This window comes from Blastocatellia bacterium, assembly GCA_035573895.1.
Taxonomy (GTDB): Bacteria; Acidobacteriota; Blastocatellia; order HR10; family HR10; genus DATLZR01.
Genome location: DATLZR010000156.1, coordinates 1 through 26,768 on the forward strand (window position 1 = coordinate 1; position 26,768 = coordinate 26,768).

26 protein-coding genes are annotated in these 26,768 nt (G+C 58.1%); 5 read left to right on the forward strand and 21 right to left on the reverse strand.

What is annotated here, in order from left to right; all coding sequences use genetic code 11:
* Positions 1-607: 607 nt before the first annotated feature.
* The 3 genes from VNM72_13350 to VNM72_13360 all read left to right on the forward strand — a co-directional run bounded on the left by VNM72_13350 (position 608) and on the right by VNM72_13360 (position 3,246).
* The gene (locus tag VNM72_13350; GenBank protein HXF06383.1) at positions 608-784 is read left to right on the forward strand and encodes a hypothetical protein; all 177 of its coding nucleotides are present in this window, start codon (positions 608-610) and stop codon (positions 782-784) included.
* Positions 785-1,148: 364 nt separating this feature from the next.
* A complete protein-coding gene (locus VNM72_13355; protein ID HXF06384.1) occupies positions 1,149-2,438 on the forward strand; it encodes a glucose-1-phosphate adenylyltransferase in 1,290 nt (429 codons plus the stop codon).
* Between the two features lie 34 nt (positions 2,439-2,472).
* Positions 2,473-3,246 (forward strand): nicotinate-nicotinamide nucleotide adenylyltransferase, encoded by a 774-nt coding sequence (locus tag VNM72_13360; GenBank protein ID HXF06385.1) that lies wholly within the window; start codon positions 2,473-2,475, stop codon positions 3,244-3,246.
* Here VNM72_13360 and VNM72_13365 read toward each other — a convergent pair.
* The 5 genes from VNM72_13365 to VNM72_13385 all read right to left on the reverse strand — a co-directional run bounded on the left by VNM72_13365 (position 3,226) and on the right by VNM72_13385 (position 7,389).
* Positions 3,226-3,855: a DedA family protein gene (locus tag VNM72_13365; GenBank protein HXF06386.1), complete on the reverse strand. Its 630-nt coding sequence runs from the start codon at positions 3,853-3,855 to the stop codon at positions 3,226-3,228. The two genes, VNM72_13360 and VNM72_13365, sit on opposite strands and share 21 nt — an antisense overlap.
* Positions 3,852-4,517, reverse strand: coding sequence for a protein-L-isoaspartate(D-aspartate) O-methyltransferase (locus tag VNM72_13370; protein ID HXF06387.1), 666 nt, complete (start codon positions 4,515-4,517; stop codon positions 3,852-3,854). Before VNM72_13370 ends, VNM72_13365 begins: the two co-directional genes overlap by 4 nt.
* Positions 4,492-5,262, reverse strand: coding sequence for a 5'/3'-nucleotidase SurE (gene surE / locus VNM72_13375; GenBank protein ID HXF06388.1), 771 nt, complete (start codon positions 5,260-5,262; stop codon positions 4,492-4,494). Before surE ends, VNM72_13370 begins: the two co-directional genes overlap by 26 nt.
* 117 nt (positions 5,263-5,379) lie before the next feature.
* Positions 5,380-7,065, reverse strand: coding sequence for a 3-deoxy-7-phosphoheptulonate synthase (gene aroF, locus VNM72_13380; GenBank protein ID HXF06389.1), 1,686 nt, complete (start codon positions 7,063-7,065; stop codon positions 5,380-5,382).
* A 141-nt stretch (positions 7,066-7,206) separates the two neighbouring features.
* Positions 7,207-7,389: a hypothetical protein gene (locus VNM72_13385; protein ID HXF06390.1), complete on the reverse strand. Its 183-nt coding sequence runs from the start codon at positions 7,387-7,389 to the stop codon at positions 7,207-7,209.
* A gap of 420 nt (positions 7,390-7,809) precedes the next feature.
* On the opposite strand from VNM72_13385, the gene VNM72_13390 reads away from it, so the two are divergent.
* On the forward strand, positions 7,810-8,655 hold the full coding sequence (locus VNM72_13390) for a hypothetical protein (protein HXF06391.1): 846 nt from the start codon (positions 7,810-7,812) through the stop codon (positions 8,653-8,655).
* Here VNM72_13390 and VNM72_13395 read toward each other — a convergent pair.
* Positions 8,636-8,788, reverse strand: coding sequence for a hypothetical protein (locus tag VNM72_13395; protein HXF06392.1), 153 nt, complete (start codon positions 8,786-8,788; stop codon positions 8,636-8,638). The two genes, VNM72_13390 and VNM72_13395, sit on opposite strands and share 20 nt — an antisense overlap.
* 15 nt (positions 8,789-8,803) lie before the next feature.
* Between VNM72_13395 and VNM72_13400 the strand changes: the two genes are divergently transcribed.
* Complete coding sequence (locus tag VNM72_13400; GenBank protein ID HXF06393.1) at positions 8,804-9,781, forward strand: tetratricopeptide repeat protein; 978 nt, start codon at positions 8,804-8,806, stop codon at positions 9,779-9,781.
* Here VNM72_13400 and VNM72_13405 read toward each other — a convergent pair.
* From VNM72_13405 to VNM72_13475, 15 genes are all read right to left on the reverse strand, one after another.
* Positions 9,767-10,093: an ASPIC/UnbV domain-containing protein gene (locus tag VNM72_13405; protein HXF06394.1), complete on the reverse strand. Its 327-nt coding sequence runs from the start codon at positions 10,091-10,093 to the stop codon at positions 9,767-9,769. The two genes, VNM72_13400 and VNM72_13405, sit on opposite strands and share 15 nt — an antisense overlap.
* 206 nt (positions 10,094-10,299) lie before the next feature.
* Positions 10,300-10,953, reverse strand: coding sequence for a Uma2 family endonuclease (locus tag VNM72_13410; GenBank protein HXF06395.1), 654 nt, complete (start codon positions 10,951-10,953; stop codon positions 10,300-10,302).
* A 70-nt stretch (positions 10,954-11,023) separates the two neighbouring features.
* Positions 11,024-12,460 (reverse strand): sigma-54 dependent transcriptional regulator, encoded by a 1,437-nt coding sequence (locus tag VNM72_13415; GenBank protein HXF06396.1) that lies wholly within the window; start codon positions 12,458-12,460, stop codon positions 11,024-11,026.
* Between the two features lie 131 nt (positions 12,461-12,591).
* Complete coding sequence (locus VNM72_13420; GenBank protein ID HXF06397.1) at positions 12,592-12,960, reverse strand: GxxExxY protein; 369 nt, start codon at positions 12,958-12,960, stop codon at positions 12,592-12,594.
* Between the two features lie 45 nt (positions 12,961-13,005).
* Positions 13,006-16,152, reverse strand: coding sequence for a two-component regulator propeller domain-containing protein (locus VNM72_13425; protein ID HXF06398.1), 3,147 nt, complete (start codon positions 16,150-16,152; stop codon positions 13,006-13,008).
* Positions 16,153-17,164: 1,012 nt separating this feature from the next.
* Complete coding sequence (locus VNM72_13430; GenBank protein HXF06399.1) at positions 17,165-18,004, reverse strand: hypothetical protein; 840 nt, start codon at positions 18,002-18,004, stop codon at positions 17,165-17,167.
* 63 nt (positions 18,005-18,067) lie between these two features.
* On the reverse strand, positions 18,068-18,526 hold the full coding sequence (locus VNM72_13435) for a biopolymer transporter ExbD (protein HXF06400.1): 459 nt from the start codon (positions 18,524-18,526) through the stop codon (positions 18,068-18,070).
* 103 nt (positions 18,527-18,629) lie between these two features.
* Positions 18,630-19,064, reverse strand: coding sequence for a biopolymer transporter ExbD (locus VNM72_13440; GenBank protein HXF06401.1), 435 nt, complete (start codon positions 19,062-19,064; stop codon positions 18,630-18,632).
* Between the two features lie 6 nt (positions 19,065-19,070).
* The gene (locus tag VNM72_13445; protein HXF06402.1) at positions 19,071-19,823 is read right to left on the reverse strand and encodes a MotA/TolQ/ExbB proton channel family protein; all 753 of its coding nucleotides are present in this window, start codon (positions 19,821-19,823) and stop codon (positions 19,071-19,073) included.
* A 32-nt stretch (positions 19,824-19,855) separates the two neighbouring features.
* Complete coding sequence (locus VNM72_13450) at positions 19,856-20,614, reverse strand: energy transducer TonB (GenBank protein ID HXF06403.1); 759 nt, start codon at positions 20,612-20,614, stop codon at positions 19,856-19,858.
* A gap of 182 nt (positions 20,615-20,796) precedes the next feature.
* Positions 20,797-22,089 carry a protein translocase subunit SecF gene (gene secF, locus VNM72_13455; protein ID HXF06404.1) on the reverse strand — a complete coding sequence of 431 codons (1,293 nt, stop codon included), beginning with the start codon at positions 22,087-22,089 and terminating at the stop codon, positions 20,797-20,799.
* Between the two features lie 3 nt (positions 22,090-22,092).
* Positions 22,093-23,760: a protein translocase subunit SecD gene (gene secD / locus VNM72_13460; GenBank protein ID HXF06405.1), complete on the reverse strand. Its 1,668-nt coding sequence runs from the start codon at positions 23,758-23,760 to the stop codon at positions 22,093-22,095.
* Between the two features lie 61 nt (positions 23,761-23,821).
* Positions 23,822-24,142 carry a preprotein translocase subunit YajC gene (yajC, locus tag VNM72_13465; protein HXF06406.1) on the reverse strand — a complete coding sequence of 107 codons (321 nt, stop codon included), beginning with the start codon at positions 24,140-24,142 and terminating at the stop codon, positions 23,822-23,824.
* A gap of 56 nt (positions 24,143-24,198) precedes the next feature.
* Complete coding sequence (gene tgt, locus VNM72_13470; GenBank protein ID HXF06407.1) at positions 24,199-25,341, reverse strand: tRNA guanosine(34) transglycosylase Tgt; 1,143 nt, start codon at positions 25,339-25,341, stop codon at positions 24,199-24,201.
* Entirely contained in the window at positions 25,325-26,716 is a 1,392-nt protein-coding gene (locus tag VNM72_13475) for an amidohydrolase (protein HXF06408.1), read from the reverse strand. The genes tgt and VNM72_13475 overlap by 17 nt, the downstream gene beginning before the upstream one ends.
* Positions 26,717-26,768: the final 52 nt, after the last annotated feature.

The following is a 26,768-nucleotide window of genomic DNA, read 5'->3' on the forward strand; positions in this document are numbered from 1 at the left end:
CGCACTCGCCGGAAGAGATCCACGCGCCCCGGGGAGGCATTACCCCTGGCGGAGGAGAGCCACAGATTTCACGGATTCCACTGGCCGCGGAAAGAGGCGAATCCATAGGGTCTGTGTTTGGTTTCCGAATCCGGAAAGGCGGGCTGCTGGACGGTGCATGCCCGACGCGAGAATGTGGCCGGGACTATTCCAGCGTGTGGCGTGTTCTCAGTGGCTGCTTCTCGCGTGAGGGACGATGATACAGCGACAAAGGACAATCGGGTGGGGAAAGCGTTGCGGACTCCTGCTCTGGCTTGTGATCGCCCTGGTCAGTGGAGAGAGTGTCGTAGCCTCGTCCCTTGAGCTACCTCTTGATGTCACTCGCCGATGGGAATTACCGGGTCCTTCAAAGGGTGAGCGACAACGCCGCAAACGATTTCGGGATTCACCTGCCTAATGAAAGGGAGAACCGAACCCCAAAACGACATTCACCCTAGCGGTACCGCGCGCGTCTGTGCTGAGACGAGGCAGGAAGCTCATGGCTCTCGATCTGATCTTTTGTCCTGGCTCTCCTGTTCTGAAGGCGAGCGGATGAGAACCCATACCGCTTATTGGCCCGGAGTACGAGGTGGGTCTGGAACCGGTGCGCGTCAACGTGGAACGGATGATTCATATCTTCTGGCTGGCGGCTCGGGAACTGGTGGAGATCTGGCACAAATTCTCCCACCGTCATCGTTCGGCGACATTCAGAAGATTGTCGCCCGGAGCGACGATGAGTTCTGCTTCCCCACAGACGTGTGGGTAGCCGTCACCTACGATTTCGCCCTAGCCTTTCACCGGCGCGTGATGGCACGAGATCATCTCCTGCAGGCACCGGTCCCGCTTTACCTGGCCCGGATGGCCTCGCTCGTCGTAGAAAGCACGGCCGATGACGTGGAGCAGATCATCGAGCGTCTCTGTCGCCGGCTTGAAGAGCAAAACCCTCGATCGTCGCGCGATGGCTCTAGGACAGGTAGCGCGGACTTTCCCGTCTGCAACTCGGATTCTTGTTGGCCAATTTTCTGGGCGGAGCAGCGACGGGCTGTAGCGGCTGGTAGATTTTCCACTGGTTTTGGCCTAGACTTTTTCTCGCCGAGAAGCAGCGACATCACGACCGGGCGATATGGACAATGGCACGAACCAACGACATCCTGGCCATCATTCTGGGAGGGGGACAGGGGACGCGCCTCTTTCCCCTCACAGCGTTGCGCTCCAAACCGGCCGTTCCGCTGGCGGGGAAATATCGGCTGATTGACATTGCCGTGAGCAACTGTATCAACTCCGGGATCGGGAAGATCTACGTCCTCACCCAGTTCAATTCTGCCTCGCTCAACCGTCACATCTCCCGAACGTATCGCTTCAGTCGCTTTTCCGATGATTTCGTAGACATTCTGGCAGCGGAGCAAACGCTTGAAAATCGCAACTGGTTTCAGGGGACGGCCGATGCCGTTCGTCAGGGCTGGCGCCATTTCGATCAGTGGCGTGCGGAGACCTACCTCATCCTGGCCGGGGATCATCTCTATCGCATGGACTACCGTGATTTCGTCGAACGTCATCGGCAGACGAATGCCGACGTGACGATCTCGGTCATCGCCGTTGAGGAGGAGAAGGCACCGGGACTCGGCCTGCTCAAAATTGACGACACGGGACGCGTCATCGAATTCCGCGAAAAGCCTCAAGGAGAAGCGCTCGCGGCCATGCGGACGGATACGAGCCGGTGCGGGCTCACACCCGACGAAGCACGACGTCGGCCTTATCTCGCTTCGATGGGCATCTACGTCTTCAAAAAGAGCGTGCTCAAGGCCCTGCTCGACAATAATCCTGAACAGGTGGATTTTGGCCGGGAGATCATCCCGACGGCCATCACCCAATGTCACGTCCAGACCTACCTCTTCGACGGCTACTGGGAAGACATCGGAACGATCAGTGCGTTCTATCGAGCCAACATGGACCTGACGATGGCGCTGCCGAAGTTCAATCTTTACGATCCCGATGCACCGATCTACACGCATCCTCGATTCCTTCCCCCGGCCAAGATTCGGGAGTGTCGGATTCACGACTGCCTGATCGCTGATGGCTCGATCCTCAGTGGAGCCGAACTCATTCATTGCGTCGTCGGCATTCGCACGCGAATTGAGCGGGGAGCACGGCTGGAGCGAACAATCATCATGGGAGCCGATTACTATCAAACGGTCGAAGAAATCGCTGAGGACCGTGCCCGAGGGATTCCCCCCGTCGGAATCGGAGAGAACACGACCATCTACAAAGCTATTATTGACAAAAATGCCCGCATCGGCGCGAACGTGAAAATCGTCAATCAGAACGGTTGGGAACACGCCGACGGTCCGAACTACTACATCCGCGAGGGAATCGTCGTCATCCCCAAGGATGCGATCGTCCCCGAAGGAACGGTGATTTAACGGCCGAGGGCGGAATTGCAATCACCCGAAGACGATGACGGATCCGGCGAGAGATATCCGAAGCCAGGTGCGCGACCGGCGTGCTCGGCTCGAACGCGCCTCCCGGCCGACGATCGAATTGCTCGTTCCGGCGCGCTCCCGACTGCGTCGGGGAGGACGATTGGGCGTCTTCCCCGCGTCATTCAATCCGGTGACGCGGGCGCACGTGGAGATCATCTCTCGCGCACGAGCCGATCATCAACTGGAAGAAATGTTGCTTTTGCCGAGCCTCACCAATGCCGACAAGACCGCCTACGAAGCGTCGCTCGAAGATCGCCTGGCCTTGCTTCTGGTGGCCTGCGGAGACGATCCCGCGATCTCTCTGGGTATCGCCAGCCACCCCTTTTTCGTGGATCTCCTCCCCCCGCTCAACGAGCTGTATGACCACCCTCAGATTTTCTTCATCATGGGATCGGACACCCTTGTTCGGGTACTGGACAAAGAGGGGCACTACTATCGGCGCTATCATCGGTCGTACAGGGATCGTCTGGAACCACTCGTCGAACTTTTTGCCGCCAGTCAGATTCTGGTTGCGACGCGCACGCCGTTTGCGAACGAGGATCTCGATCGCTGGCTCGATGGCCCGGAGGCGGCCTTCCGCCCTCGCATTCATCTGCTCGAGCTGCCGGAAGACGTGAGAGGAATCTCCGCCAGCGCCGTCCGCCAGCGCATCCGACAGGGAGAGCCGATCACGTCGCTGGTTCCCCCGGCGGTGGAACGATATCTCACCGAACACAACCTCTACGGCTCAGGGTCTCCCCGCGGCTGAGCGTTCCAGTCGGATGTGGCGGCGAACCCACCACACGACGCTGAGCACGATCAAAGCACCGATGACGAGATCGAATTTGTGGAAGTACTCGCGCAGGCTCTCCCAATTATCGCCGAGAACTTTTCCCGCATAGGCCAGACCGTAGCACCAGGGGTAGGACCCGAGGAACGTGTAAACGACGAATTTGGTGAGATTCATTCGGGCCACACCCGCGGGAAAAGCGATGAACGTGCGAATGATGGGAAGCAAACGGGCTGTGAAGACAATGGACTCGCCATATTTCTCGAACCAGCGGTCGGCCAGGTCCAGATCGTGTCGAGAAATCAAGACATATCGCCCGTAGCGCTCGATCAGGGGACGCCCGCCATACATCCCGACCCAGTAGGCCGCAAGGGATCCCAGCACGCAGCCGATGGCACCGGCCAATCCCAATCCCCATAGGGTGAACCGTCGCGGCACGAGCGATCCGGCAAACGGCATGATGATCTCCGAGGGGAGCGGAATACAGGCGCTCTCAATGGCCATGAGCAGGACGACGCCGCTATAGCCGAGCGCATTGATCGTCGTGATGATGAACAGAGAGACAAGCGTGAGAATTTCGGCAATCATTCTGACCAGCCGTGAGCCCCGATGAGTTTCACGAAGATGCAGCCGCCATGATATTCGATTTTATTTTCCGTCTCGCCCTTCCACAGGCGCACCAGGTCCTGCTGCGTCTCATCTCCGACGGGGATGACGAGGCGTCCGCCGACGATTAATTGATCAACGAGCGGCCGGGGGATTGCCGGACTGCCCGCCGCTACCAAAATGGCATCGAAAGGAGCCGCTTCAGGCCAGCCCAGCGTTCCATCCGAAGCACGCACCCGCGCGGTGGTTATGCCCAGGGCTTCAAGGCGAGCCTGGGCGCGCTGGGCCAGTTCCGGGATCCGCTCCACGGCATAAACCTCGGCTCCAAGCACGGCCAGAATCGCCGTTTGATAACCGGATCCGGCGCCAATCTCTAAGACCCGCTCGCCGGGCTGAACCCGCAGTAACTCGGTCATGAGCGCGACCATGTAGGGCTGGGAAATCGTCTGCCCGTAACCGATGGGAAGAGCGTGATCCTCATAGGCTCGATGCCACAACGCTTCCTCGACAAAAAGATGACGCGGCACCGTGGCCATCGCCGCGAGCACGCGTTCATCGCGGATTCCCTTTTGTCGAAGGCGCTCGACCATCCGCTGGCGAGCAAGCGCATAAGGATCGTCATTGGGCGCGAGTGGTGTGAACATCATGCGAGAGGAAGGTCCAGGAGTGAAGGTCGTTCAACACCCGGAAATTCGTCAGATTGTTCTGAAGCGGGGTCACCGAGATGTACCCTTCCCGAATGGCTTCATAATCGCTCATTTCCTCATGATTCCAGGTCGCATGCTCCTCACCGATCCAGTAATATTCGCGGCCGCGCGGATCAATTCCCTCATGAATGCGCGTGCGAACGATCTTCGTCCCTTGATGCGTGACGCGGACGCCGCGAATCACTCCGCGAGGAACATTGATGTTGAGGACGGTGCGCTCCGGTAATCCCTCTTCGAGCACCTTCTTGGCAGCCAGCCGAGCGAACTGAGCCGCCGGTTGAAAATCATAGGTGCCACGACCGACCTGAGAGATGGCGATGCCGGGCAGACCGTAGACGAGGGCTTCGAGCGCTCCGGCCACTGTTCCCGAATAAAGGACATCATCGCCGAGATTCCCCCCATGATTGATCCCCGAGACGATCAGATCCGGCGGTTCTCCCGCAATGATCTTGCACATGGCCAGCGTGATGCAATCCGTCGGCGTGCCGTCAACGGCATAGTGCGTGTCATCAATCCGATCAATGCGCAGGGGTCGTCCGAGCGTTAAGGCATGAGACGCCGCGCTCACCTCATGCGAGGGAGCGACGACGATCACCTGACCGAGATCGCGCAGCGCAACTTCCAGCGCCCGAATCCCCTCAGCATGAATCCCATCATCGTTGGTGATCAAAATCTTTGGCATACATCGCCCCTGTCACGGCGCCAAAAGCTAACACAGTTGCTCCCCCAAACGCAACCGCCCCACCGTGCGCGATTAAGCGAGATAGTGTAACGTGCGTTCACCTGTTGCCCACCGTCTTCAAGCCGATGCCGGATAGGAGCCGAGGACCTTCAAAAACTCGGTAAGCGATCGCACCTGTTCTAACGCTTGGGCGACCTCCGGCTGATCGAGATGACCTTCCAGATCCACGTAGAAGATATACTCCCACGGTCGTCCGGCGATTGGTCGGGATTCGAGCTTGACCAGGTTGATCTTGTGCTCGGCGAAAACCTGAAGCGTGCGAAAGAGCGCGCCCGGCTTGTTCGGCGTGCTGTAGATGAGCGAGGTCTTGTTGGCTCTCTCGTTCACCAGATGGTCTGCCGAAATAACCAGAAAGCGGGTGTAATTTCGGGGATCGGACTCGATGCCCTCTTTGAGGACGGCCATACCGAAGGCCTCGGCAGCCTGCGCGCTGGCAATAGCGGCGGCATCGCGCAGATTGTGTTCACGGATATACTTGACGGCTCCCGCCGTATCATAGACCTGGAAAATCTCCCACTGAGGATAAGCGGCGAGAAAGGCTCGACATTGAGCGATGGCTTGAGGATGGGCGTAGAGGCGGCGAATGTCCTCCAGGCGCGTCCCCTCATGCGCGATGAGGCTGTGAATGATGCGCAGCTTCAACTCGCCAACAATAGCCACATCGTATTCGAGCAACAGGTCGTAGTTCTCATGAATGCTGCCCGCGAGTGAGTTCTCGATGGGGATGACGCCAAACGGGCAGCGATGCTCGGCGACGGCCTCGAATACATCGCGAAAGGAAGGGTGAGCTTCGGCGATGGCCGTCTCGCCAAAATACTGATAGACAGCTTTCTCGCTGAAGGCTCCGGGCTCCCCCTGATAGGCCACGCGCAAGGGGCGGGCCCTGGTCCATCCCGTCGGCAAAACCGGTTTGTAGGCGAGGTCCAACTGCCGGCCCACGACCGGTGCAATTACTTCCAGATCGCGGAGCAGCTTCTCCATCTGTTCGACGTAGAGGCTCTGAGGTCCATCTGAGAGGGCTTTCTCCGGATCCGGATGAACCTCCACGATGATGCCATCGGCTCCGGCGGCGATCGCCGCCAGGGCCATGGGCGCGACATGCTGACGATTGCCCGTCCCGTGACTGGGATCAACGATGATGGGCAGGTGCGTCCGGGTCCGAAGCACCGGGATGAGGCTCAGATCGAGCGTGAACCGGGAATGATCTGAAAAGGTGCGAATGCCCCGCTCGCACAACACGACATAGGGATTGCCTCGCACGAGGATATACTCAGCAGCGGCCAGAAATTCCTCCAGCGTCGCCGCCATTCCTCGCTTCAGGAGCACGGGCTTGGGCTGCTCGCCTACGGCCTTGAGCAGCTCGAAGTTCTGCATGTTCCGGGCACCAATTTGCAGCATGTCGGCATAACGGGCTACCAGCGGCACGTGCTCGGGAGAGAGAACTTCGGTCACCACCGGCATCCCGGTCAGTTCGCGAGCTTCGGCTAAAATCTTCAATCCCTCTTCGCCGAGGCCCTGAAAGCTATAGGGAGAGGTGCGTGGCTTGAACGCTCCCCCGCGCAGCATGGTCAATCCCATTCGTTTTAACCGGGCGGCAATGTCCAGCATCATCTCTCGATTCTCGACGGCGCAGGGGCCGGCAATCACCACGAATTTTTCTCCACCGATGATTCGCTCCCCGACGGGAACGAGCGTCTTCTCCGGTTTGGCATCACGAGTGACCAGCTTCAAATCAAGTCCCATGACGAATCCCTCCTTCTGTTGCTCAGAATTTCCGGCGTCTCAACGCCGGGATGATGGCGGCTTCGTGTAAGAGTCACGCGCCGACATCACAGCCGTTGCCGTGTGTGGGAACGATTCAGGATGGGGAGTAAAAGCGTACGCTCACTCGTCCGCGTTCCGCGGACGAAAGCGAAACTCATCAAAGAAGAAAACGAGGCGATACAGGGGACGGGCTTTGGAGCCTTCATCCGGCAGGGTCGCCGCACAGGCCGGAATCGTCAGCGACCGATGCGCCGTGAGTGGGATCCGGTTCTGCCGGAAGCGTATCTTTCTTCTCTCGTGCATCGCCTGCATCAACCCTCACAAGTGCGGACCGAATCGTAGCCGAATTCCTTCCGACTGTCAACACGGTGTTCGCACGGGGGTGCAGCCAGCAGGCGATAACACCTCCGGTTTCGCAAAACTCGGAGTTCATCGCTTCCCTCCCTCGGGAAAACTTCGGAAGCCTCCTGCTGATCCTCAGACTTTTCGCCTCCCCTGGTCGTCCTTGCCTCCATCGGGAATCACGCGAGCGCAAGGTCACAAATACTAAGCTGTGAAGCATTGGCAGGGTCCGAGACCAATGATAGAATGCCGCCTGCTCGAGCGACACGGAGCGCGGGCTTTCCAGCCTGCGACGCGTAGCGCAGACAACTGCGCAGGTTTGAAAGCGGGCGCTACAGGTGAAAAAACGCAGACTCGAGGGCTTGAGCCGGGAGGAGACGAATGATTTTTCTATCACTGGCGAAATGGCTTCGACCTCCAGTGAGCCCGCGGACGCAGCGGTTATTGCGAATTGCCGAGTTTCTCATTCTGGCCGGCCTGCCTCTTGGTGGAACCTACGTGGTCGCTCTCGGACTGGAGAAGCTGGGCCAGCAGCTTTTCCCCACGCTCGATGTCAGCACAGCGGCTCAAACGTTTTACAATGTCGGCACCTTGGTTGTGCTCAAGCTGAGCATTGAACGAGTCACCCGGTACAAAATTGCTCCGATGTTCAATGCACGGCTGGCCTTCAGTCAGGAAGATGTTTCCGGGGAATTCCTCACGGTAGCCAAAGGGACTCCCGTGATTGAACTGCTGATGGGCGAATTCTATGACTACGCTCGCTACTGGCCACTGCGCCTGACGCCCAAGGAGCTAACGCTCATCCTTTATCGAGATACCTTCCAGGGATTGTTGGCGCTCATCGAGAAGATGAAATCGGGGTGGTCGCTCATTCCGGAAACGGCAATCATCATGATCTACACGCCGCTATTGAAGGACGAATATGCTCGGCGGCTTCAGGCGATCACGTCGTCGCGGGTGGTCAGGCAAGAGGAGCTGAGGAAGAAGCGGCTGGTACATTATCGTCTCAAGATGATGCTGGCGCTTGGGGTGAATCCCTTTTCCAGGACATTGCCCATCCCCAAGTTTTATCGTCGCGGCTATTTTTTGGCCAAGTCGTTGCTTCAAGAGGATCTGGAACGCGATCTCCGTCAGGAAGTCGTTCGCCTGTCGGCTCTCATCGCTCCGATTCTGGCCCGCAAGCGCTGGGGATGGGCTTATCCCCGCCTCAGATGGCCGAGCGATTGAAGGCAACCTCTGGCTGAACGTGCGCGGTAGTGGTCAGCACGAACCCGTACCCCTTACTCTTGAAGTCTGTCCCTGCCTTGACATCCTGATAGCGAGAACTATAGCCTTTGCAGACGTGAAAGCGTCGTTTCATCTCTTTCAAGTTTGCTTGCTCCTGAGCCTTGCCCAGAGCATCGCACTATGTCAGAGTCCTGAGCCGCTCTCCCGGCCGAAGGCAGTTGACAATCCGGTAAGTCCGAATAAGGCGGAAATCGCCGGATACATTCGCCTGGTGCAAGACAACCGGGGCGTCAGCTCGGTGTTGGTTCGTCTGGAGACAGACACGGGGACATTAGTCGCCCAAACCTGGACGAGCCACTCCGGGAGATTTGAGTTTCCCGGCATTGGCTGCGGCTATTATGTGATCGCCGTTGATGTGCCGGGCTACAAGCCGATTCGCATTCCGGTCGAGCATTCGTTTGAGTCCTTCGATCAGGTTCTCTACCTGGTGCCGGGCGTGAATGAGTACCTTTCAGAGGGTGCTTCTTCGCGGCCCCCGCACATTCCGCTCTCGGCCCGGCGAGAGTACGAAAAGGCCCAACAGGCCCTGGCCAAGAAGAACTTGGCAAGCGGTATCGAGCACCTTCGCCAGACGCTCCGGCTCGCACCTGATTTTGAGGAGGCTTCTTTTCAACTGAGCCTGGCGTACCTGCAACAAGGAGCCCTGGAACAATCGCGGGAGATTTTGGAGAAAGCTCTTCGGCTGAACCCGAGCAGTGCTCGCTTCTCCACCCTGCTGGGAATAGTCCTGGCCAGACAGCAGCGCACCGATCTGGCAGTGAAGGCGTTCAAGCAAGCCATTGCCCGAGATGATCGCGCCTGGCGCGCTCACTTCGAGTTAGGACGAATCCTGATGTTCGAGGGGAACTTCGATGAAGCCTACGATCATGCCCGCCAGGCACATCGGTTGAATCCTCGATCTGCGATGGTTCACTTGCTGCTCTATAATCTCTCGCTTTTGCGACGGGACTTTCAAGCCGCCCTGACCGAAGCCGAGGAGCTGCTGGATCAATTTCCCGACACCCCCTGGACTCCCCAAATCCGCGAGCGAAGGGAGAGGTTGCGGAAAGTATTAGGGCTTTCGTAACCGCACCGTCTCCGGCTCTCCTCCTTCCTTGAGTTGAACAAAGCGGTCAGCCTCCATGTTATCGAAGGTTTGCACGCGTCCGCTGGGCCAACGGATTTCCAGGCGTTCGATCCTGGCCTTACGCCCCAAGCCGAAATGGATTCGGGCATCGTTGTGGGAAATATAGCTCCCGCCGCTGCGCACCTCTGCCGTCAGCGTCATGCCGCCGAGCAGCGCGCGAACCCGGGTTCCGATGGCACTGCGATTGCTCCTGGTTCCCACGAGTCGCAGCGTCAGCCAGTGATTCCGGTTCCCGCCGTCATTGCGCAGCAAGCTCGGGCGGTCGTTCAAATTAGAAGAGATATCGCTCTGCGGCGACAGTTGCTATTATTCCAACTGCTTGCATCATGGCTTAGTGCAGAGCCACCGGTGACTGGATACCAGTCTTTGTAATCACTGGAGAGCGGCACTTTTGTCGTGATATTCCGGAGAAAGTGGAAAAGTCGAAGCTTTCGCGCGATTCACGTGTGTGGTGGGCTCTATCGAGCCAGAATCTGCTCCAGACAGGCCAGCTCATCGGGCAACGGCTCTTGCCACAGCCAGCCGACGTCTATCCAGAAACCGGGCAGAGCGTGACTCTCCACTCGACCTTGCGTGTGGGTCGTCACCCGATAGGGGGCCATCGGGTCATCAGGGAGGAGATGTTGGTGAAGAATTGCCTGTTCAGGGTCAACAGCCCAGTATTCCGGCACCTGATGTTGCCGATAGGCAAGGGCCTTCGTCACCAGATCATGATGGCGCGTCGCAGGAGAGATCACTTCCACCACCAGGAGCGGCGTTCCGGAGAAATGCTGCTTTTCCAGGCGATCCCGCTGCTCGGCAGGGACGACGAAAATGTCCGGCTCATAATTCAAGCCAGGACGCAGCCGCACCACTGCAGGGCCACAAAGGACATCGCCAAGACCTCGACTCCGAACAACAACCCGAAGCAAGACAGTCAAAAACTGAGTGATCGCCTGATGTCTGATATTCACCGGTGAGTGCATGATCAACTCTCCATCCTCAAATTCAACGAACCACATTTCGGGCGCTTCCTCGAAGTACCGCTCTTCAGTCCAGCCAGGGATGCGCAGCAGGAAGGCTTGCAATGTCTCCTCACTCTCCGGTCCAATGACTTTCACAGCCAAGCTCATCGTCCATCTCTCCTGAGAGTATTTCACACGCTTTTAAGCATACCACCGGACACTGTTGGGGGGCTACGGTTCATCGCTCCGGCGCGAGGTTGTATTTTTTGATCTTGCGGTAGAGCGTATCACGAGAGATGCCCAGATCGCGTGCAGTCGCCGACACGTTCCAGTCGTGAGCGTGAAGCGCCAGTTGCAGCAGGTGGCGTTCGGCCTCTTCGACGGCCCGGGAGATGGAGGATGAAGGGCCGACAGAGAGAGGCTGGTCAGCAGCAAACGAACCCTCAAAGGAGGCCCGACCAGTGGCCACTCCTTCAGCATCCAAGATTTGAGCCTTACCGTCGGCATTCGCAGAGGGTCGAAGCGGCGGCAAGTGGATGGGTAACAGTTCCGAGCCCGGCGGACATAAAATAGTCGCCCGCTCGATCACGTTTTTCAGTTCGCGCACGTTGCCCGGCCAGTCGTATTTGAGGAGGAGTTCCTCGACCTCCCGTGAAAGGCCCCGCACCGGACTCTGATGCATTTGACACTCCCCGAGAAAGTGCAAGGCAAGGGGGATAATGTCTTCGCGCCGCTGCCGCAAGGGCGGCAAGTGGAGCATGAACGTACTCAACTGATAGAAGAGGTCCTTGCGAAATCGTCCCGTCGCGACATCCTGCTCCAAATCCCGATTGGTGGCCGCAATGAGGCGCACGTCTACTTCGATCTCGGTCACTCCGCCCAGGCGCCGGAATCGCTTTTGTTCGAGGGCATTCAGGAGCTTGGCCTGCACGCCCTGATCCATCTCGCCAATCTCATCCAGAAAAAGCGTTCCGCCACCAGCGGCTTCAAACAGGCCGATTTTGCGCTCGACGGCGCCGGTGAACGCGCCGCGCTCGTGCCCGAAGAGTTCCGATTCGGTCAGCTCGCGCGACAGACCGGCGCAGTTCAGCTCGACGAAGGGCCCCTTCCTTCGCGGCGACGCTTCGTGAATGAAGCGGGCCAGCAGACCCTTCCCCGTGCCGGTTTCTCCACAGAGCAAGACGGTAGTCTCGCGCGCTGCCACAGCCTCGGCCAGTCGCAACACGTCGCGCATGGCGCTGCCTTCGCCGCAGATGAAGGGCTGCGAGGGCGCGGAGAGTCGTTCGAGCTGAAGGGCTTTGCGGCGAAGCGCGTAAGCTTCCAACCCTTTGGCCACCAGAGCCAGAAATCGGGGTGGGTCAATCGGCTTCTCGATGAAATTATCTGCGCCCCGTTGCATGGTCTCCACCGCCGCTGCAATCGTTCCGACGCCGGTCAGCACAATCACCGACATCTCCGGGCGGAGTACTTTGAGCTGCGGTAACAGATCAAGGCCGCTTGCAGTTCCCAGCCGAATGTCCAGAAGCGCCAGCTCGATTGATTCACGGCGCAGCAGTTCGAGGGCGGCTTCGGCGGTCTCGGCCGAGCGCACCTCGTACCCGGCCTGACCGAGTAACCCCGTCAACGCCTCCACCAACGACGCATCGTCATCAATGATCAATATCCTCTGCCCCATGAGCATTTACCACGGATGGACACGGATGCACACGGATGGCACGGATGCGCCACAGATACACACGGATTGCTCGGAAGCCATGTCTCGTTTGCGTCCATCTCCTGGACCCCGCCATCTGTATGCACCCGAGGTCAAAATACCAATCGCTTCCATTCAAGTCGAGGCCTGCCAAAATCAACGAGCAGGCCGACCTTCATCCCGGTGGCTTTTAAGTAATTGAGCAACTGAGCCTCATGCTCGCCAGTCAGGGCTTTCGCTGCCTTTAACTCGACAATGACGCGTCCTTCAACAAGGATGTCAGCATAGAATTCACCAACGACGCGGTTCCGAAACTGTACTCGCAAAGGCACCTGTGCTTGCGCCGTCAATCCCTTCTCTGCGAGAGCGATCAACAAAGCTTTCTCATAGAGGCTTTCCAAGAATCCCGGTCCAAGCTCGTTAGAAACCTCAATACAGGCGGCAATGATCTTTTCCGTCAATTCTTTTTCCAAAAGCTCCATGGCTCTCCCCCAGCAATTGTCGTCCCTTCCTCGCTCCATCCGTGTTTATCCGTGTGCATCTGTGGTTAACGGCAGGCAGATTGTGAAGGTGGTGCCACAATCGGGCTGGGACTCCACCGTGATCGTGCCGCCATGCTCGGTGACGAGTCGCCGAGCAATAGCCAATCCCAATCCCGATCCCTTACCGGTGGTGAAGAACGGCTCGAAGATTCGCGGCAGGATGTCGGGCGCGATCCCGGCTCCATCGTTGTGGACCCGGAGGCAGAGCCGTCCATCCGACACGGGATTCACCGAGAGGGTGACTGTCGTGACTCCCTGCGCATGTTGGGCGGCATTGGCGATCAGGTTGACGATGACCTGAACCAGGCGTGCGCGATCAACGCGAATCACCGGGAGGTTCGCGGGCACGGCTAGCACAATTTCGGGGAACGTTGGACTGTGCTCAGCTCGATAGCTCTCGACGGCTTCTTTGAGCAGGCTCAGCGGATCGGTCGGCGTCAGGAGCAACTCTCTCGGTCTCGCGAATTCGAGAAGATCATTCATCAACCGGGAAAGTCGGTTGGCTTCTCGCACGATGAGACTTACCTGAGTTTGTACCTCCTGGCGCCCGCAGACTGTTCCACAGTGCCGCTGGATCACATAAGCGGCTGCCTGAAGGGCAAACAGCGGATTACGCACTTCGTGGGCGACGCCGGCCACCATCTCCCCATAGGCGGCCATGCGCTCACTTTCGGCCAGGGCTTTGATGCCCTCCTGTACCCGCGCTTCCAGCGTGCGATTCAATTCCGCTAATTCTCGCGTGCGCTCGGCCACGAGCTTTTCCAACTCTCGCTCGCGCGCTTTCAATTGCCTCACCCGGAAGATGTAGATGCTCGGTCCGAGCGACGCCAGCAGCAGCACGGCCAGAGCCAGGAACCATCGCGTTTGGTAGAAATGCGGTTCCAGGTAGAACTCCACAGCGGCTCCCATCTCATTCCACACTCCATCGTTGTTGCACGCAATGACGCGGAACCGATAACGCCCCGGTGGAAGATTCGTGTAATGGGCCGTGCGGTGCGTCCCGGCATCCGTCCAGTGTTCGTCGAAGCCTTCGAGCCTGTACTTGAACCGAACCTTCTGCGGATCGAGAAGACTGAGCGCCGTATAATCAATCTCCAGTTCCCCCCTGCCGGGAGGAGCCTGTGCCGTCTTCCTCAGATCAATGACGTTCCCATCCACCTTGATCTGCTCGATAACCACCGGAGGGGGCAGCGGGTTCGCTCTAAGGCGGGTCGGATCAATGGCGACGACTCCTTTCGTCGTCGGGAACCACAGTCGTCCGTCGCGGGTTTTACAACCTGCCGATTGATTGCCGCCATTGCATTCGGAACTCTTCATGCCGTCGGCTGCCCCGTAGACCGATGGTGTGAGGGAGGCGACTTTTCCTTGAGCCAAATCGCTCAGCTCCTTTCGGCTGACGCGAAAGATGCCCCGGTTGGAACTCATCCAGAGGTTCCCTTGGCCATCCTCCAGAATCTGGTAGATCACATTGTCAGGCAGACCGTGATCGGTCGTGTAGACGGTGAACTTTCCATCCCGGAAGCGGTTGAGTCCGCCACCATAAGTGCCGATCCACAAAGTTCCATCTTCGTCTTCGTGAAAAGAAGTCACCAGCTCACCCGGCGAAAAGCCCTGTTGAGGGCCGTAGAAAGTCGCATTCTCTCCCCTCAACCGAAAGAGCGCTCGTCGCGCACCGACCCACAGATTCCCCTGACGATCCTCATAAATCACCCGGACGAAGCCTTGTGGACTGGCTCCAGAGCTGACGCGACGCAATCGGTTCCCTTCGAGGGTAAAACTGATGAGCTTTCCTCCCTTCACCTGGTAAAGTCCCTGGCCATAAGTGCCAACCCACAGGTATCCGTTTCGATCTTCGTAGATGGCGTAAACGCGATCGCTCATGAGTCCCTGTTTCTGGCCGTATCTGATAAATCGGCCCTGGCTCCATCGAACCAGGCCGCCGCCGTCGGTCCCGATCCAGAGGTTTCCTTTCCGATCCACGTGGAGAGCCCTCACGATGTTGTTCGGCAATCCCTGAGCTGTCGTGTACGTGATCAACATCCCCTCTTTCCATCGCGCCAGCCCGCCTCGCGTTCCGATCCAGAGACTGCCGTCGCGGTCTTCACCCACCGAATACACCCACTCATCTGGAAGACCCTCTCTGGTTGTGTAAGCCGTCACCCGCTCATCCTTGAGGCGATTTAATCCACCGTGCGTTCCGACCCAGAGGCTTCCTTCACGGTCTTCGTAGAGGGAAAGGACGCGATCATCGGACAACCCTTCTTTGACGGTGAGGCGACTCCAGGTTCCCCGGCTCAGCCGATACAACCCCTCTCCGTAGGTTCCGACCCAGAGGTTGCCTTCTCGATCGTGAATCATCGTGCGTCGCGTCCGGGGCGAAAAGCCGTCCTTCGATATGAGGACGAACGTCCCGTCCTTGAACCGAATCAGCCCTGATCCTGTGCCGATCCACAGGGCGCCTTCCTGATCTTCCGAGAAAGCTTGGACACTGGCGAAGGAGACGCCTTCTTTGGCTGTATAAGCGATGAACCGCCCGTTGTGGAAGCGGCTCAATCCGCCCGCCGAGCCGACCCAGAGGGTTCCTCGCCGATCCACGTAGGTGACGCGCACGTCATTGGACGCCAATCCCTGCTGCTGCGTGTAGACGGTGAATTTCCCATTGGCGAAGCGGTTTATCCCATTGGTTTCTGTGCCGATCCAGAGGTTCCCCTGATGATCCTGACAGAGGGAAACGATGCGATTGTCAGATAGTCCGTCGCGGGTGGTGTGGACCGTCCACTCCCCGTTTTTCAGTCGGATCAACCCGGTTGGCGTGCCGATCCACAGAGCCCCCTCCCGGTCCTCCAATAGAGCCGTGATGCGGTTACTGCCGAAGGCAGGCGTATTCGCCTTGTTGAACACGGTGAACCGCAGGCCATCGAAGCGGGCCAGACCATTGTCCGTCCCCAACCAGAGGTAGCCATCGCGGGTTTGAACGATGACGCCAATAGTGTTGGAGGGCAATCCGTGTTCGATCTGCCACACATCATGGGCATACTGCGTGAGGGCTTTACGTGGATCAAGTGCCCACGCCGCAGGGATTCCAGCCCATGTCATGAGATAGAGACCGACAAGCCCAGCGATTCTCACCATCCCGTTGAATTTGCCATTCATAAGCAACACCACGGGAGGGCATTAATTTAGGCCGGACCGCATCGAGCGAAGGAATTGATTCCTGCCACGCACCCAATGAAGGTCGAATACCTTTTTGGTCCAGAAGGCGAGTTTCGCTTTCGCTCGATCTGGTATTACGACCACTTCGGCGCCCCCCTTCATGATTCATCCCTTCAGCTACTGCAATTATTGTGCCAAAGGGATGATCCTGAAGAAAAGGCAATCCTGTTAACCAACGGCTCTTAGGATATAGGGATGTAGAAGGCACCATCGGCTCGTTTACAAGGTATGGCTGCCAATGCGCTGTCTATGCGACAGAGCCTGAATGAATTCGAATATGGAAGCATTCGGAGAAAGCGGGATACATCATTCGCTCCGGGCAATTTCTCGTTGATCTGCAAGGAATTTCTCTCCCCTCACCCTGGGCTTTCAGGACCGTGTCATTGTCCGGAACGGCGTCGCACGACTGCGACATTTCAAGGCTTGAAACCCATGCGCTTCGTGCAGGGGATCCCTCTTTGGAGGCTTTTCTCGCGGGATCGGCACATGCAAGACCGCACAAGGGCACTCCAAACGCCTGATCGTGTTACTATCGTTGACGGTAAAGATCGGATGGAGAGAAGGAAGATGGCGGGTTAGAAGGAGAAAGCCAGGTTGTCAACGAGGGCAACAGAATGTCGCCGACGGGAGACAGAACGAAACCCTCTTTGCTCAAAGAGACTCTCTCCTCAAAAACCGACAGGTCAATATCGGCACATTCCCAGTTGGGGCATGCTTCTGCTAGCAGCACTGATAAGACTTCCCTCGACCCGGGCGGGCCAGGCTCTTTTTTTACGAGAGGCTGGTGCCCTCGCGCTCCCTCACAGGATATCGAGGGACAAAAGCCTCACTCTCCCGCTCCGGCGATGAAAGGCGCGTTGCTCACGAAAGTACCCAGAGCGGCATCTGGGCGGCCTTTCATCCATAGAGCGAAGATTCGGCGGTTCTTTTCCTACTTCTGCGGAGGTTGTTGCTGTTGCTGCTGTTGCTGCTGTTGCTTTTTCTTCCCCAGCTCCAGGGCTCGGTTGTAGGCCTCCTCTTTAAGTCGCATCAATTCCGCTTTGCGTTTGGGATCTTTTTCAGCCTTTGCCTGCTCAAAGTAGAGCAAATTCAGATAGGCCCATGCGTCCCCATACTCGGGATCAATCTCCACGGCCTTGTTCAGATATTCCAAGCCAGCCTGGGCCAGTTGCTTGATCTTTGGGATTTCGCTGTCGGGGATATTCCAGGACACCGGCTGAGGCGGACGATTGACCACATACTGTTGGGTAATTTGATAAGACTCCAACCAGTAGCCCTGACCGAGAGTGTAGTAGATTTCAGCGCGTTGCTTCGGGGTGATGCCGGGAACCTCCAGTCGCTTGAGCGTCCACTGGCGATACTGCTCGATATGCTCCTGTCGTTCCGCCTCGGTCTCGGCGGAATCCGCCAGATTCTTGTGAATGATGGCGATGTAGGCGATGACATCGGGATTGGTGGGGTCTTCCTTGTAGCTTTCCTCGTAAATCTTCAGCGCATCAAGGGCCAGTTGGGGATCGCTCGTCAGGGTGTACTTGGCGTAGAGCGCAGCCGCATAGTAGAGCTTGGACTGCTTCATCTGAGGATAGAGCTCCATGGACTCCTTAAAGAGCGCGATCGCTTCGTCATAGTTTCCTTTCTGATAGGCAATCGCGCCATTATTGAGCCGGTCTTTGGCCTTGACCATGCGGAAGAAGCTCGGCCCCTCGATGGCCCCCAAGGTGACGAGCAAGCCCACAAGCAAGAGAATCAGAATGAGCAATCCTCGTTTCACTCTTTAATTCCTCCCTATCGAGCTGTCTTTGCGCCCGCCGATGAGGCCGGCGCCACTGATGGTTTACTGCTCCGGCAAATCGTCAATTTGTAAGCCAATGGGGCTAGCCCCGGCGGCCTTGACGATGTCGATGATACGCACGACCTCGCCGTAGAGGGTATTGCGCGGAGCCTGAATGAACACCGACCGCTGATCTGCCGGACGTGCTGAGATAATTTCCTCCAGCCGCTCGGCCAACGTTTCCTCGGTCATCGGATCCACATTGAGCTTGATCCCGGTGATCCGCCCCATGCCATCGGCCGTCACCGAGACGACCAGGGCCAACGGGTTGACGACGTTGACGTTCTCCGGCGGTTTCTCCGGGATCTTTGACTCCAGTTTGCTCGGCTTGAGCGGCGTTATGGCCATGAAGATGATCAACAGCACGAGCAGGATGTCAATGAGCGGGACGATATTCATGTCCACCAACGGCTTGGCCCCTTTAGGTTTTTTCTCGCCTTCTTTTCCCGTCGGTATTGCCATCGGTTCTCACCTCTTCTTTATTTTGTTCCTGAGAAAGTGAGAGCAGCCGTCGCCCGAAACAATCGAGCGACGGGACATCCGAAGCTCGAATGTCACGCTCCGGTTACTCTGTTTTTCGCTTCCCCGGATCAACCACGAGTCCGACGCGATCAACCCCCGAACTGCGCACTGTTTCGATCACCTTCACCACCGTATCGTAGCGCACGCGATTGTCCGCCTTGACATAAACCACGCGTTGATCGAGCGGTTTGGTCTCCATGAGTCGGCGAATGCGGGTTTCCAGATCACTTTGCGAGACGAGATCGCGTCCGACGTAGATCGTCCCATCAATTGGGATGGCGACGACGACAGCCGTTTCCTTATTGATGTCCGGGTCCTCGTCTCCGTGAGGACCTTTGGGAAGCGTGACGGCGATGCCCGCCTGAAGGAATGGCGTCACCACCATCATGATGATGAGCAGGACGAGCATGATGTCGGCCATCGGAACGACATTGATGTCCGACACCACGCCCTTTCGTTCACCAACCTGCATTCCCATAGGGCACTAGCTCCCTTTCTTCAAAAATGGCATCAAAGCGACGTCCACCAGTTCCGATGAGGAGTTTTCCATCTCGACGACGTAGGAATCCAAGCGGTTGGTGAAGTAGTTGTACATCCAGACGGCCGGAATCGCCACGAACAGGCCGACGGCAGTGTTGATCAGAGCCTCGGAAATTCCTCCGGCGACAGCCGCGATGCCCGCCGTCTCCGCTTGTTTCAATCCCTGGAAGGCGTGGACGATGCCGATGACCGTTCCGAACAACCCCACGAAGGGGGCGGTTGATCCGATGGTCGCCAGATTCGCCAGCCCGCGTTTGAACTCAGCCGTCTTGACGGCCACGGCGCGTTGCAAAGCGCGTCGGGTCGCTTCGACAATTTCACCGGGAATTTCATTGGACAACTGATGTGACCGAAACTCCTGGAGTCCGGCATTGACGACCATGGCCAGGTGGCTCTTCTTATACTTACTTGACAGCGCGATGGCTTCATCAATCCGACGGTCGCGCAAAACCTGCGCCACCTTGGGAGCAAATTCCCGCGATTGCTTCTTGGCTGCCGAGTAGGTCAACAAGCGCTCGATCATCACGGCGATCGAGTACATGGACATGAGCGCCAGCACGATCATGACGATGATCCCGACCGTGCCCAACCGCTGGAGCATCGCCCACAGGGTCCACTCCGCAGCGCCAAATCCTTCGCCTTCCTGCTGAAGCAAGAGGCCAAAACCGGTTGCCAGAAAGATCCATCCATTGAACATACGATGCTTTTCCTCCCGTTTTTAAATGGTTTCTAGAGCTTAAAGTTGAAAATGAGAATTCCCGTCACCTTAATCGGCTGACCGCTCAGGAGCGTCGGCCGGAATTTCCACTGCTGGGCAGCTTCCAGCGCCGCCTGTCGCAACAAGGGATGTCCATCCACGACAGTAGCCGAGATGACGTTGCCCTCTTCGTCAATCACCACTTCGATCTGGACCGATCCTTGAACCCGAGCCGCCCGGGCAATCGGTGGATAGACGGGTTGGACGCGGCGAATGGCATTGCCCTGCAAAACTCCACCAGAGACGCGACGCGGGGGCTCTTTCTTCGGTTCCTCCTTGGGGGGTGGAGGCGGGGGCGCTTCAACCGGTCCGGCCACGCTCCCCAACACACCACCGATCACTCCACCAATGACTCCTCCCGGAACCCCGCCCGGAACACCTCCCGGAACGCCCGCCTGAGCCGCCGAGACAGCGACAACGTTAGGAAGCTCCTTGGGAATCTCCTTGGGGATCTCCTTCGGGACGACGAACTCGCTGGGGATGACGACGGCCTTCGCCGGGACAGCCGCGGGTGCCGCCGCCGGTGGAGGAGGCGGAGGTGGAGGAGGCGGAGGTGCAACCAACGCCGCCGAGATGAACTGTTCCCGCAGCTCGGGATTAACCAACAAAATGCTGGCGACAACCGACGTCACAAAGATGAGGGAGTACACAACCATGGTGCCGAGAAAAAACCACTTCGTTTGTGACGTCCCCTTTTGTGTTGTTGATTCGACTAAAGACCATTCAAACATGCGGCCTCCTCTTGCCGATGGGTCTTCCGGCCCACGTGATCTCTCAAAATCCCCTCCGTCATGTGAGACTGAAACGGCTCAACCAGGTCAGCAACTGGTGGCTAGTATAACGGCCCCCGGCTGAACGGTCAAGCCCCTTCATCTTATGAATGCCGATGGAAAAGATCACACCGACCACGTACTCAGCGAGAGACAGTGACTTTTCGTTCCTTCTCCTTCTGCGTTGCCGCCTTGGCCGCAGCGGCAGGACCAACCACGCGCCGACGGGCGGCTCGTCGCGCTCGCCAGGCCTGCCACCAGAGCATCACCGGACTGGCGATGGCCAGCGTCGAATACGATCCCACGATGATGCCGATGACCAATACCAGCGAGAACCCTCTGAGCACCTCGCCTCCGAAAAGATAGAGCGCCAACACAGCCAAAAACGTCAACCCTGATGTCAAGATCGTTCGAGAAAGAGTTTGATTGATACTATCGTTGACAATCTTGGTCAAGTCTTCCCGCCGCCGCAGGCGAAGATTCTCCCGCACCCGATCGAAAATCACGATTGTGTCATTGACCGAATACCCGATGAGCGTCAGAAGCGCCGCCACGACATTGAGCGAGATTTCCTCCTGAAGCAGCGAGAAGATCCCCAACGTGACGAGAACATCATGAAAGACGGCGACCACGGCGGCCACGCCGTAGATCCACTCGAAACGAAAGGCGATATAAATCAACACGCCGACGAGCGATGCGAGCGTGACGTAGATCGCTCGCTGACGCAACTGCTGCCCGACCTGCGGACCGACGATCTCCGCACTGATCATCGCCGCGTTTCCGGCGAAGAAATGCTCGGCCAGAGCATCCACCAGCTTCGGGGGGAGGTCGGCGACTGCCTTCAAATCGCTGAGGTCGCCAATCAACCCTCCTTTTTGCTGGTCCCGATAGGTCACAATTGCCGCCGCATATTTGCCGTACTCGGCATCGGCGGCCGTCCGTCCGGAACTCGCCACCAACCCCAGCGGGTCGAATTGCAGAAGCGCCTCCCGCAGCCGGTCACGACTGACTGTATTGAGATCAATCTTGCGGCTGGCAACCGCCGCGGGGTCATTGAAGCGGGCCAGAGCGGCGAGAATTGCCCGCTTCTCCACATCCAATTCGCTCTCGGCGGCTCCGCCTGCCGCTTCTCGTTGAGGCAGCCGGATGAGAACTTCGTTCCTGATCCCCGCCAGAGGATCACTGATGGGTTGAATGATGACCTTGCCGATATCAATCCCCTGCTGACCGAGGGCTTCGCGGATTTGATCCTCCGGCGGTGGCGTCCCTTTGAACTTAATGTTGACGAGCGTCCCGCCGGAAAAATCTATCCCCAAACTGAATCCCCGCCAAGCCGCCGATGCTCCCCCGATCGCCAACAGCACCACCGAGAAGAGGATGAAGTACCGCTTCAGACCGATCCAGTCAACATTTGGATTTTTGATCAGCTCGTACATGGACTAAATGCTCAAGGTCTCCATCCGCTCGGTTCGTCGCTCCAGCACCCACAGAAAGAGCGTCCGCGAGACGAAGACCGCCGTGAAGAGATTAGCTACCAGACCAGCCGTCAGCGTGACCGCAAACCCCCGAATGGGACCCGTCCCGAAGACAAAGAGGAAGAGGGCGGCAATGATCGTCGTCAGGTTGGAGTCGAAAATCGCCGTAAATGCCCGTTCAAATCCCAGGGCGACAGCCGAGGCAGGAACCTTTCCGGCCCGCAATTCCTCGCGGATGCGCTCGAAAATGAGAACATTGGCATCTACAGCCATGCCGATGGTGAGAGCCACACCGGCGATGCCCGGCAGTGTGAGCACAGCACCGAACACGCGCATCGCCGCCAGCAACAGAAGCAGGTTCAGAATCAAACAGATAACGGCATTAATGCCCGACAGACGATAGTAAAAGAGCATGAACAAGACAATGGCGGCCAATCCTCCAATGGAGGCGGCAAACCCCTGACGGATCGAATCCGCCCCGAGACTCGGTCCCACCGTCCGTTCTTCCAGGTAGGTCACGCGTGCCGGCAGTGCACCCGAGCGCAACGTCAGGGCCAGGTCCTCGGCTTCCTCCTTGGTGAAATCTCCCTCGATGCGTCCTTCGCCCCCGGTGATGGCCTCCTTGATCACAGGCGCACTTTTGATCTCGTCATTGAGAACGATGGCCAGGTTCTTTCCCACATTGGCGCTGGTGACGGTGCCGAACCGCTCGGCTCCCGACGGCCGCAGGGAAAAGAGAATCTCGTAGATGCTGCCGCCGGTCTGCGAGGGTACGGCTTGGGCGTTGCGCAGGTCATTGCCCGTAATGACGGACACCTTCTCGACGACATAGTACTGAATGGCTGGAGCACCGGGTTCCCGGCGACGTTCGCGCGAAGGAAGAATTTGCTTGTCGGGAGGAACAGTCCCGCCGAGCGCCTGTCGGGCCGCTTCCTCCGTGGGATAGGGACCACTATCTACGAGTTTCAACTCCAGCCGCGACTCCGCCCGAATGAGATTCTTCACCCGTTCGGGATCATCCACACCGGGCAATTGGAGCAGAATTTGATAACTTTGTGGGGGGCCGTGACGTTGAATTGTCGGCTCGGCGACGCCGAAGGCATTGATCCGGGTCTCAATGACGTGCATGGCCTGTTCCACAGCCCGTTCGCGGATCTCCGCCTTCTCCTCATCCCGCATCTCGAAAATAACTTTGGTGCCTTCGTTGCGAGCCGTCCACCCCGGACCGAAATCCGTCGTGAGTCGGGATTTCGTCTCCTCGATATTGGCGCTGTCCTCCAGGTCCACCTCGATGCGTCCCGGTGCCGGAGCCGTGACGTTCTTGAACTTGATCTTCACCTCCTGAAGCACTGCTCGCGCTTTCTCGGCATTTCCATCGGTGACGGCTCGCACAGCATCGTCGGTCTGAACCTGAAGAATCAGGTGGCTCCCTCCCTTGAGATCGAGACCGAGTTTGATGTTATTGGCGAGATTCTGCTTTAACTGCCGGAGGGTGAAATTCGACGCCACCGCCCGAAGGGACACCTGGCCCGATGCATCGCGCACGCGAAAGGGACCGAAGAGCAAATAGAGCGAGAGAACCACCACGCTTGCTGAGAGCAGGAGCCGATTCCGCAACCTGCGACTCATCATACCCTGTTCAGCAACTCCTCAAAATTCCTTTGACGACTCATCGCCTTGGCCAAAAATCATCCTACTTCCCAGCAGTTTTCTGACTCTCTTCGGCTCGAGGCTGCTGCAACCCGATGACGGCATTGCGGGCTAGCTCCAACCGTGATTGATCCGACCGGATAACCACGGTGTCATCACGGAGGCTGAGGATGGTTCCGTGAATTCCCCCGGTGGTGATGACCTTATCGCCCACTTTGAGATTAGCGATCAGCTCCTGCAATTGCTTGCGCCGCTTTCGCTCCGGCAGGATGATGAGAAGATAGAAGATCAGGAGGATGGCAAGCAGTGGAACCAATTGCAGGAAAGCAGCTCCCGCCTGCAAAAGAACTCCCGTAATCATCATCTCTCGTAACAATGGCTCCTGTTGCACTAAAAACCTTCCAATCCCCCTCCCGTCGGTCAACTTCCAGAGTGCGAACCGTAGCGTCTCAGGTAGTCTGTCGAAAACTCTGCGAAGTTGCCAAGTGCGATAGCTTGCCTAATTTTCTTCATCGTGTCAAGGTAGAAGAAGAGATTGTGATAGGTGCAGAGGATGGAGGCCAGGATCTCACGCGAGTTGTAGAGGTGGCGCACATAGGCGCGGCTGTAGCGACGACAGACAGCGCACTCGCAAGCGGGATCGAGCGGTGAGGGATCACGAGCGTAGGAGGCATTTTTGATCGAAATCGGACCGTTGGCCGTGAAGACCTGACCATTACGGGCATTGCGCGTGGGCAGAACGCAATCAAACATGTCCACGCCGCGCCGCACGCACTCGATCAGATCAACAGGCGTCCCGACCCCCATCAAATACCGCGGCTTCTCTCGCGGCATGAGGGGAGCGATGAACTCGACCGTATCGAGCATGGCGGCGGTCTCCTCCCCTACACTTAATCCCCCAATGGCATAACCGTCGAATTCGATCTCCAGCAGATCGTGGAGGCTGCGCTCCCGGAGATCAGGATAGAGGCTCCCTTGAATAATCCCGAAGAGCTGTTGCTCCGAGACGAGGCCCTCGTCCCGAAGACGGAGGAAATGATCTTTGCTGCGCCGCGCCCACTGCGTTGTCAACGAAACCGCGCGTTCGGCCCGCGTCCGCTCGGCCGGATTTTCAATGCACTCATCGAGCACCATAGCGATGTCGGATCCAAGCGCCGCCTGAATCTCGATCACCCTTTCCGGCGTCAAATGATGACGTGACCCATCCAGATGGGATTGAAAGGTGACGCCGTCATCGGTCACCTTCCGCAGCGCGTTGAGGCTGAGGATTTGAAACCCACCGCTATCGGTCAGGATCGCACGCGGCCAGGAGATGAAGCGATGAAGCCCTCCCAGCTCACGGATCGTTTGCTCGCCCGGTCGCAAGAAAAGATGATAGGTGTTGGCTAGAATGATCTCAGCACCGAGCGCTTCGAGCATCTCCTGCGTCAGCGCTTTGACAGTCGCGCGCGTGCCCACCGGCATGAAGACCGGTGTGTGAACCGGCCCGTGGGCCGTCATAAGGATGCCGACGCGCGCATGGCTGGCCGCATCTTCGGCGACGATTCTAAAATTCCCGCTCACGGTGAGACGCCTTTCCCGGGGAGAGACCGAGCCGACGACAGACCTGGCGACGGAGCCGCTCAACCTGACGGCGCAACTCCGCCTCCGGCACGGTGAGCACGCGCCGCTCGGCCATAACAATCTTCCCTCCAACGATCACCATCCCCACATCGGAAGGTTTGCAGGCGTAGACAAGCTGTGAGATAACGTTGTACAGGGGAATTTGATGAGGGGCCGTCATATTCACCAGGATGAGATCCGCCATCTTCCCCACCTCGAGGCTGCCGATCTCCGCCTCCAGGCCGAGAGCACGCGCTCCCAGCCGCGTCGCCATCCTCAATGCCTCGGATGCGGTCAGCGCCTGGGGATCACCCTGATGAACTTTTTGCAACAGTGCGGCCACCTTCATTTCGGTGAACAAATCAAGAGCATTGTTGCTGGCCGCTCCGTCGGTCCCCAATCCGACGGCCACACCGGCTCGCACCATTCGCGTGACGGGAGCCACACCGGAGCCTAGCTTCATGTTACTCTGCGGATTATGAGCCACACCCACACGCCGCCGCTGCAAAAGAGCAAGCTCATCATCCGTCACATGAACCACATGAGCAGCTACCAGGCGCTCACCAAGAACCCCCAGCCGATCGAGATACGCGATCGGTCGAGCGCCATGCCGCCTTTCGGTTTCAACGACCTCTTGCTCGGTCTCCGCCAGATGAAGAAGCAGCGGCACACCATACTTATCCGCCAATTGCCGTGTCGCTTGCAGCGTCTTGGGGGAGGACGTGTAGATGGCGTGAGGAGCCACTGCCGGAGTCACGCGCCGATGGCCTCGCCACGCCCGGATCAACCGTTCGGCCCGGCGCAGACCCTGCTCCGAAGTCGGGCTATCAGGGCTGGGGAGATCAAGAATCGTCTGGCCGACAACAGCCCGCATCCCCGCCCGATCAACAGCCCGCGCGACCTCCTCCTCAAAATAGTACATATCGGCGAACGTCGTGATGCCGCCCTGAAGCATTTCCAGACAGGCGAGCAACGTCCCCCAGTAGACAAAAGATCGCGTGACGACCTGTTTTTCCGCCGGAAAGATATAGTCCGCAAGCCAGCGTTGGAGATCGAGATCATCGGCCAATCCACGAAAGAGCGTCATCGGCGCGTGCGTATGCGCGTTGATGAGCCCCGGAAGCACGACTTTTCCCCGAGCCGAGATCACACGACGCGCCGTGATGTCTCGGGCAACCGTTCGGGCTTCACCGACAGCAAGAATGCGCTCCCCGCTAATGGCGACGGCCCCTTCATCGAAGATGCGATCCTCCGAATCCATCGTCACGACCATGCCGCCAGTGATGAGGAGATCGGCTGGGCGCGCCCCGGTTGTCGTCCTCGCACACCGCCTCATCGCCGGGGAGTATAGCGGAAGCGCCCTCGGACTGTCACCGGGTGTTGACATG